The 7806-nt window shown below is 50.4% G+C and carries 4 protein-coding genes and 3 pseudogenes; 5 read left to right on the forward strand and 2 right to left on the reverse strand.

All coding sequences use genetic code 11. From position 1 onward, the window contains the following. Positions 1-23: 23 nt before the first annotated feature. From AC1W8Y_RS14690 to AC1W8Y_RS14700, 3 genes and pseudogenes are all read left to right on the forward strand, one after another. Positions 24-1233: pseudogene (locus tag AC1W8Y_RS14690) on the forward strand (CYTH and CHAD domain-containing protein). 512 nt (positions 1234-1745) lie between these two features. Continuing rightward, positions 1746-2102: a hypothetical protein gene (locus AC1W8Y_RS14695; RefSeq protein WP_482015243.1), complete on the forward strand. Its 357-nt coding sequence runs from the start codon at positions 1746-1748 to the stop codon at positions 2100-2102. 127 nt (positions 2103-2229) lie between these two features. Further along, positions 2230-3333 (forward strand): arginine deiminase-related protein, encoded by a 1104-nt coding sequence (locus AC1W8Y_RS14700; RefSeq protein WP_482015244.1) that lies wholly within the window; start codon positions 2230-2232, stop codon positions 3331-3333. Positions 3334-3388: 55 nt separating this feature from the next. On the opposite strand, the gene AC1W8Y_RS14705 is transcribed toward AC1W8Y_RS14700, so the two are convergent. Further along, entirely contained in the window at positions 3389-5878 is a 2490-nt protein-coding gene (locus AC1W8Y_RS14705; protein ID WP_482015245.1) for a glycogen/starch/alpha-glucan phosphorylase, read from the reverse strand. A gap of 481 nt (positions 5879-6359) precedes the next feature. Between AC1W8Y_RS14705 and AC1W8Y_RS14710 the strand changes: the two genes are divergently transcribed. Continuing rightward, positions 6360-6929 carry a DUF3617 domain-containing protein gene (locus AC1W8Y_RS14710; RefSeq protein WP_482015246.1) on the forward strand — a complete coding sequence of 190 codons (570 nt, stop codon included), beginning with the start codon at positions 6360-6362 and terminating at the stop codon, positions 6927-6929. Between the two features lie 471 nt (positions 6930-7400). Next, positions 7401-7529, forward strand: a pseudogene (locus AC1W8Y_RS14715) (IS6 family transposase); the annotation flags it as partial. Between the two features lie 171 nt (positions 7530-7700). Here AC1W8Y_RS14715 and AC1W8Y_RS14720 read toward each other — a convergent pair. Continuing rightward, positions 7701-7806, reverse strand: a pseudogene (locus AC1W8Y_RS14720) (IS6 family transposase); the annotation flags it as partial.

Here is a 7806-nt window from a genome sequence, read left to right on the forward strand (position 1 = left end):
ATCTCGAACTGCACCAGCGTGCAATGGCCTTGCGCCTACGCCGCATCGGCAAGCAATGGCTGCAAACCCTGAAAGGTGGTGGCGGAGTGCAGGCCGGTCTGCATCAGCGCAATGAATGGGAAATGCCAGTAGAGGGTGAGGCGCTCGACTTTGAGGCGCTGGTAGCCAGCGGTGGCCAGCTCTGGTTATATGACTTGCGAAAAAAATTAATGCCGCTATTTGTGACGAATTTTTCTCGCACTACTCGCATGGTGGCTTTCGGTGGCGCAGAAATCGAGTTAAGCATGGACAGCGGCGAGATCATGGCAGGGCAGTTGAGCCTACCGATCTCGGAGCTGGAACTCGAACTAAAATCTGGAGAGCCACTGCAATTATTTAAGTTTGCACTGGCCCTACTCGACATCGTACCACTGGACGTCGAGTACACCAGCAAGGCGGAATACGGTTATCAGCTTCATAGTGAGGTACAGCCAGTTGTAACTAAGGCGACTTTTCCAAGCTTGGCAAAATCTCCTGACGTTGCCTTCGCCTTGCAAATCATGATCGACTCTTGTCTGCAGCATTTGCAGGCCAACATATCCGGCACCCTACAAAAACTGGATGACGAATACTTGCATCAGGTGCGCGTCGCGTTACGCCGCCTGCGCGTGGTGCTGTCTATAGCTGAAACCTTCCGAGCCGATGCCGAACTGGTTAAACTGCACGCGCAAGTGGCGGGGCTATGTGTGGAGCTGGGTCGTCTGCGCGAATGGGATGTGTTCGTGACGCAAATCCTCGTGCCAATCCGTTCGCGTCTCTCGGAACAGGACGGGCTACGTTTATTGCTCTCTAGCGAACAACTACGCGGACAGCAGCATGCCGCAGTGGAAAGCAGGCTTCAATCGCAGGACTATCAGCGTTTTTTGCTTAATTTTGGTGCTTGGATGCACGGAAACTACTGGCGTGACCCAGCTACGGACGGTTTAACCTTGCCGTGTTTCGCCGCGCAAATTCTGAATAAACACAGCCGACAAGTAGATAAGCGCGGAAATGTTCGCCTCACTGTTTGATCCGGTCAAGGCCAAACGCTTCCTGTCCGCGCTGACAACGTTGCAAGACATCTTGGGCAAGTTGAACGATATTGCGGTAGCGCGTCGCCTGCTTGACGAATTGGACGGCGGTGCGCAACACGAATCCACTATCCTGATCCGAGAGTGGATCGAGAGCAATTATAGGGATCGATCGTCAGGCTAAACAAGGCGGGGAAGGTTTTTTCCGGTCAGAAGATGTTTTGGCAGGTTTGAATTATTGAATTTGCGCCATTATTTTTGCTGACGAATACCTGATTCATTGGTTAGGAATTACCATGGTTTAGCTATTGCTAACCTGATGGAATTGCTTAAACTAAAAAAGTGACTGAGTTTGATGGCCTGTCGGCAGAAGACGCAAACCGATTTGAAATTACAGGATTTTTTTATCGCTTATCAGGCAACATGTCTATACTTAAAGGCTACTGAACTATCAAAATGATGGTTCCAACAGCGATGTTGTCTTAATCAATAAACAGCAAAAGCAAATCATGACCGGAATACACTTATTCGGAAGTTATTTATAACAGAAGTCTATGGGATTGATAGAATCGACTGAAGTCTCGTAAAGGCTAATCATGCAACAGCAGCTTACGCTTGATAACAAGTTTCACCCCAGCAACAAGTCTGACGCTTTGCAAATGCCATTTTATTTTAAATTTTTGAAAGGACAAAGAGATGATTACCGATAAGCCTGAAGTAACTACGGAAAAAATCGCAACGACCAAAACTCCTGCTGTAGAAAAAAAGACTGAAAAGCCTGATGCAAAACGTGCAGCCAAGAAACCCGATAATACAATAGCAAAACCGGCACCTAAAAAATCCAGGGTGAAAGTAGTCTGCGATTTCTCTATTCCGCTAGTCGAGTACCAGAAGATCGCTGAAATTAAAGAAGCATGTCTTAAGGCTGGGTTACATGCTAAGAAAAGCGAGGTAATTCGTGCCGGCCTGAAAATATTGGGTGAAATGAATGGAGAACAAATAAAGCGTGTAATAGTGGGAATGGAAAAGACAAAAGTTTCACTTCACAGTTGAGTCCACGGAGCTAAAAACCGCCGCATCTAATTGTAAGCCCTCCTCCTGAAAATCAGGACGGATAAGGGTCAATGAATAGCGGAACTCAATAGTGTGACTTTTTGACACGCTGAAGGAAACGAACTACATGGGCACATCGAACCACATCCTGTTAGAGCCTGAACATATCAACGCTATCCATTCACTCGCCGAGGAGTCAAATCATCCCGTCGAAGAAGTGACTGAATTGTATGCTGGTGCACTTGGAAACCTCAGATCAGGCGCTCTAATCCAGGATTACCTGATCGTACTGACCTGCAAGAAAGTTCGTGGCATGCTGCGCCAAACCAAGGGCGCACATTTTTTTGGAGACATGGATCGCGGTAATGACCAATGCTGCCCCGCCTATCTGATTAATAAGAAAATCTTTATGCCAGAAACTCTAGTAATGTGCACCCCGGTAGGGTTTGCGGTCAATTACGAAATCAATCCCTGGATGCGCCACCAAATTGGCCATGTATCGCCCAAACTAGCGGATGCACAGTGGCGCGGACTTTTCGATAAGCTGTCTGCACTGGCCGATGTCAAGTTAATGCGTGGTGACCCGGCATGGCCGGATCTCGTTTTTACCGCAAATGCCGGCTTGCCGTTGCCGCGAGAAAAGAAATTCATCCTTTCCAATTTCAAGCATCCGCAGCGTCAGGGGGAAAAGGCGATTAACCGAGACTGGTTCGACGGCGCGGGTTGGACGTGCATTGATTTGCCCGAGTGTGCCGTTTTTGAAGGGGCGGGCGACGCGCTCTTCGATTCCGCAGGACGACTCTGGGTCGGCGGAGGACCCCGTTCTGACGAGAGCACACCTGCGCATCTCGCGCGCCACATTACAACGCCCATCCACCGACTCGAACTGATTGATCCCCGCTTTTATCATCTGGATACCTGCTTCTGCCCTCTGCCAGATGGATACGCGCTCTACTTGCCCTCTGCCTTCGACGAGGCTTCCCACGATCTTTTGGCGCGCAGTTTTGGCGACAAGCTTATTTCATTGACGCCGGAGGAAGGCCAACAGTTTTGCGCCAATGCGGTTTGCGTAGAGCGAGTTCTCCTCATGAATCAGGCGACACCGCGCTTAAAAAAATTGCTCGGCGGGCTGGGCTTTTCGGTCATGGAAACACCTTTGTCCGAGTTCAGGAAGTCAGGCGGAAGCGCCAAATGCTTGACCTTGAGCATCGAAGGCTGGGCAACCAGGTAACTCGCGGGGAACAGCATGAACAAGGGATTGCCGGATCTGAGGTGGTACAACCTGGTCATGCTTTTGATATTTCCACCGGCAATGGCGGCACGCGCCATATTTCCGCGTTGTATTCTCGAATGGCGCGGTCTGACGAGAAGCGCCCGCTACGCGCCACGTTCAGTATGGACATGCGTGACCACTGTTCCTGATCCTGATACGCCTGGCTCACCTTGGCTTGGCAGTCGATGTAGTCCTGAAAGTCGGCGCACACCAGATAGGGGTCACTATTCATCAGATTGTCGGTCAGCGGTCGGAACAAGCTGTCATCGCCATGAGAGAAATGCCCCGAGTTGATCAGATCGATGACATCGCGCAGGTTTTCGTTGTGCTGATAAATGTCCCGAGGCCGATAGCCCTCCGCCAAAATCTCGTCTACCTGCTGCACCGTTTTTCCGAACAAGAAGAAGTTCTCTTCACCCACAGCTGAGCGTATCTCCACGTTGGCACCATCCAGAGTGCCGATGGTCAGCGCCCCGTTCATGGTGAACTTCATGTTGCCAGTGCCGGAGGCCTCCTTGCCGGAAGTAGATATTTGCTCCGAGAGATCCGCTGCGGGATAAATACGCTGGCCAATCTTGACGCTGAAATTGGGCACGAACACCACTTTCAATACTTTGTTGACCTGTGGGTCGCGGTTGATAACGTCACCCACCGAGTTGATGAGTTTGATAATCAACTTTGCCATGTGATAGCCGGGGGCCGCCTTGCCGCCGAAGATGAAAGTACGCGGCGTGATGTCCAGCGAAGGGTTTTGCTTTAGACGATGGTAGAGACTGACGATATGGAGCACGTTCAGATGCTGGCGCTTGTATTCGTGGATGCGCTTGACTTGGATATCAAAAAGAGTGTCCATGTCCAGGCTAATGCCGCAGCTCCGACGAATGTGATCCGCCAAGCGTTCTTTTGCCATGCGCTTAATCCCGCGCCAACGGAATCTGAAGTCGCTGTTATCCGCATAAGGTTCCAACAGGCGGAGCTTTTTTAGATGACGCAGCCAGTCACCGCCGATAACTTCATCGATGAGGGCGGTCAGCGGTGGATTGGACAAAGCGATAAAACGACGCGGCGTTACACCATTGGTTTTGTTCTGGAACTTCTCCGGCCACATGTCGTAAAAGTCCTTCAACACTGTTTGTTTGAGCAGTTCGCTGTGCATTTCCGCCACGCCGTTAATGGCCATGCTGCCGACGCAGGCCAGATTGGCCATGCGCACGCGGCGAACGCCGTCGCCAGCACCCTCGTCGATCAGTGACATGCGGGCCAGACGTGCTCTGTCGTCGATGAAGCGGATGCGCACGTCATCCAGAAAACGGTTGTTGATTTCGTAGATAATGTCGATATGGCGTGGCAGGTTGCGCTGGAATAGTTCCAAAGGCCAGGTTTCCAGAGCTTCAGGTAGCAGGGTATGATTGGTATAAGCGAAACTTCGCTGGGTGAGAGCCCAGGCTCGATCCCAGTCAATCTGGTGCTCGTCGATAAGCAATCGCATGAATTCAGCTATGGCAATGGAGGGATGGGTGTCGTTAAGCTGAACCACGAACCTGTCCGGAAATTGATCCAAGCTGCCTTTGCCACTTAGGGTCATGCGTATCATGTCCTGCAAGGAGCAGGAAACGAAGAAATACTGCTGGCGCAGACGCAGATTTTTGCCTGCCTCCGGTTCGTCATTGGGGTAGAGCACCTTACTGATGTTCTGAGCCAGAATCATTTTGTCCACAGCACCATAGAAGTCGCCGGTGTTGAAGGCCTGAAAGTCAAAGGATTCGCGGGCCTCAGATTTCCACAGGCGCAGTAAGTTCACGTTGAGCACGCCGTAACCAAGTATATGTGTGTCATAGGCAACGCCATGGATGATGGACTCCGGCAACCAGCGGCAGCGCAGGTGGCCCTCATCGTCACGGTAACGCTCAATGTCGCCGCCGAACTTCACCGGATACCGCAGTTGCCTCGGCAACTCCCAGGGATTGCCGTTGCGTAGCCACGCATCAGCCATTTCCACCTGCCAGCCGTCCTTGATGGATTGCTCGAAAATTCCATATTCGTAGCGGATGCCATAGCCGATGGCTGGAATTTCCAGCGTTGCCAGAGAGTCCATGTAGCATGCTGCAAGGCGACCGAGACCGCCATTGCCGAGTCCGGGCTCCTCCTCGGCCTCTAAAATGGTCTCCAGATTCAGTCCCAGCTCCTTCATGGCCTGACGGACGTTTTCCCAAAGCCCCAAGTTGAGCAGGTTGTTCCCCAGATGGGGCCCGAGTAAGTATTCGGCGGACATATAGGCCACCGTCTTCACGTTCCGGCGCTTGTAGTTTTCATTCGTTGCGACGACACGCGCCAGCAGACGGTCGCGGATGGTGTAGGCCAGCGCAGTGTAATAGTCCAGGGGCGTGGCGTTGTCGAAGGTTCTGACAGTCACATAGAAAAGATTGTCAACGAACGAACGTCGAATGGCCTCGACCGAGCGGGCGATGCGGGTGTGCAGGGATCTTTCAGCAATATCGGACATACTGGTAATCTCCTAATCGGCCACGCCCAGCCATCAACCTCCAGCAGGTCAACGCCTTGCTCGTAAGTGCAATGGCGACACTCAATCTGCCTGTCGTGCAAGGACACTGCGAACCTGCTAACTCCTCGCAAGCATGATGTTGATCACCAACAATTGCTTGCCATTCTATCTCTTCAAATTATCCGTTATTGCGGTTACAGACAGATGACATAATCGAGGACGATGACCGATGGGGTACAATTAGGTATGAAAAATGGTCCGTCACATTGGGTCGATAGGGTAAATTGGGCTAAGACTGCTTTACGTCAGCTCAATATTTGTATTGCCAGTGACCGTTTTTCGGAAATAAGTTTAAAATGACGAATGCGCACTCTGTGCCAGTAACGGCGGGTCGCAAAGTACGGATGTAAGCGTGCAGCAACAAGGAATTTGATAGTATGGAATTCTGTTTTGGCCGTTAACTAAACATGCGGAGGCAAACATGAAGAAATTAATTCTGGCGATTCTCATAACACTAAGCAGTACCGCCTTAGCGCAAGGCTCAGGCTTGAAGCAAGGCTTATGGGAAATCAGGCCAATCAAACAGATTATGGACGGTAAAGACATGACCGCACAGTTAGCTTCAGCTCAGGCTAAAATGCAACAGGCAATGGCCAATATGTCGCCAGAACAACGCAAGCAGATGCAAACCATGATGGGACGCCAAGGAACGCCTACCGGAGGTGGTACCCGAATCTGCGTCAGCGCGGCTATGGCGGCTAGGGATAAACCAATAGTCGATTCTGAAGGTCGATGCGAACCAGCAAAGGTAAGCCGCAGCGGTAACAAAAGCAATTTCGAGTTCAATTGCACAACAAAAGGCCGAACTATGGCAGGCAAGGGAGAGAGCACAACCAGTGGAGATTCTGTGACTACTAGCGTGGATATGGCAATGTCCGATACTCGTGGGAGTCATACAATGCACAGCGAATCGTTAATGACATATCTCGGCTCCGACTGTCAAGGCGTTAAGCCAGCCGACCAGTTGCTTAAGGAAGTCCAAAGTCGATAACTGTTATTCGGTAGCGAATATGAGCGTTGTTGAATAAATCAGAATGGGGCTAAAGTGGGCGTTGTTGAATAAATCAGAGCTTGGCTAAAGTAACTCCTTTTCGACCAGAATTTAGATTTTTACAGACACCGGCATGCCAAGAGGCGTTGTTAAATAAATCAGAAATTCGCCAATCAGTCGTCGATCTGGCATGATGAAGGATGATTTCAGCGCCGTAAATATCCCATGCCTTACAAACATAACGAGAGTTGCCGCCACAAATTCACAAAGGCCACTTATAAAGTGCTCAATTGGCCGGAGTACAACAAATCATTGTGCCGCCGGGGCGACATCACGATCTGGTTTACCGAGGAGGCGATCATTGAGTGGCGCCCTGCCAAGACCGGAGGTTCTGTCGCATTAACGCATCCGGCCATGGAATCGGTTATGCTATAGTTTTTTGATCTGTTGGAAAAAAGCGGCATATTGAAGATGAAAGGTATGAGATTTCCACAGGAAATTATTCTGGTGTGCATTCGCTGGTACGCTGCATATGCGCTCAGTTATCGGAACCTCGAAGAGATGATGCAAGAGCGCGGAGTTTACGTCGACCATTCGACGAGGCGTTGTTGAATAAATCAGAAATTCGCCAATCAGTCGTCGATCTGGCATGATGAAGGATGATTTTAGCGCCGTAAATATCCCATGCCTTACAAACAGGTTCTGTCGCATTAATTTGAAATGGCTAGAATTTGGATGAGTTTTTCAAGCGTGCAATAGGTCTGGGCGCAATTAGACTGCCAGTGAATAAAACTGCTCTGCGAAAGAAAGATTTTCTCCTTCCGTGACATTCATCTGACCTTTGCGGATCATGTGCATCAATTCAATTCCGGCCAGG

Source organism: Jezberella sp. (assembly GCF_964834465.1).